The sequence below is a fragment of the Gemella sp. GH3 genome (assembly GCF_013415425.1).
In the GTDB taxonomy this organism is placed as follows: domain Bacteria; phylum Bacillota; class Bacilli; order Staphylococcales; family Gemellaceae; genus Gemelliphila.
In genome coordinates, this window is record NZ_JACBYC010000056.1 from 1 (window position 1) to 510 (window position 510).

The 510-nt window shown below is 31.6% G+C and carries 2 protein-coding genes; both read left to right on the top strand.

Features of this window, described 5'->3' with window-relative positions; all coding sequences use genetic code 11:
* Positions 1-100: hypothetical protein (locus HZY83_RS08330; RefSeq protein ID WP_228098436.1), on the top strand; the 100-nt coding region annotated here is incomplete at its 5' end.
* Positions 101-144: 44 nt separating this feature from the next.
* The coding region (gene fabZ, locus HZY83_RS01555; RefSeq protein ID WP_179942341.1) for a 3-hydroxyacyl-ACP dehydratase FabZ at positions 145-510 on the top strand (366 nt) is incomplete at its 3' end.

The following is a 510-nucleotide window of genomic DNA, read 5'->3' on the forward strand; positions in this document are numbered from 1 at the left end:
TACAAAAGTTAATGAACTTAAGCATTTAGATCGAGGTTATGTAAATTTACAAGGAAAATTAAAAGACCTTGGTGCAGATATTAAGCGTATTAATGATTAAATCATTTTTAAACATCAAAGTTTACATTTCGGAGGTTTAATATAATGGAAACAATTTTTGACTATAATCAAATTAAACAAATTATCCCTCATAGACAACCGTTCTTATTAATTGATAGAGTTGTTGAATATGAAGAGGGAAAACGTTGCGTGGGTTTAAAGCAAGTTTCTGGTAATGAACCATTTTTCCAAGGGCATTTTCCTGAATACGCAGTAATGCCAGGTGTATTAATAACTGAAGCACTAGCTCAAACTGGAGCCGTAGCGATGTTAAACAATGAAGAGAATAAAGGTAAAATAGCTTTATTCGCTGGTATTGATAAATGTCGTTTCAAAAAACAAGTGACACCTGGTGATACGTTAATGTTAGAAGTAGAAATTACTAAAATTAAAGGACCAATAGGTAAAGGT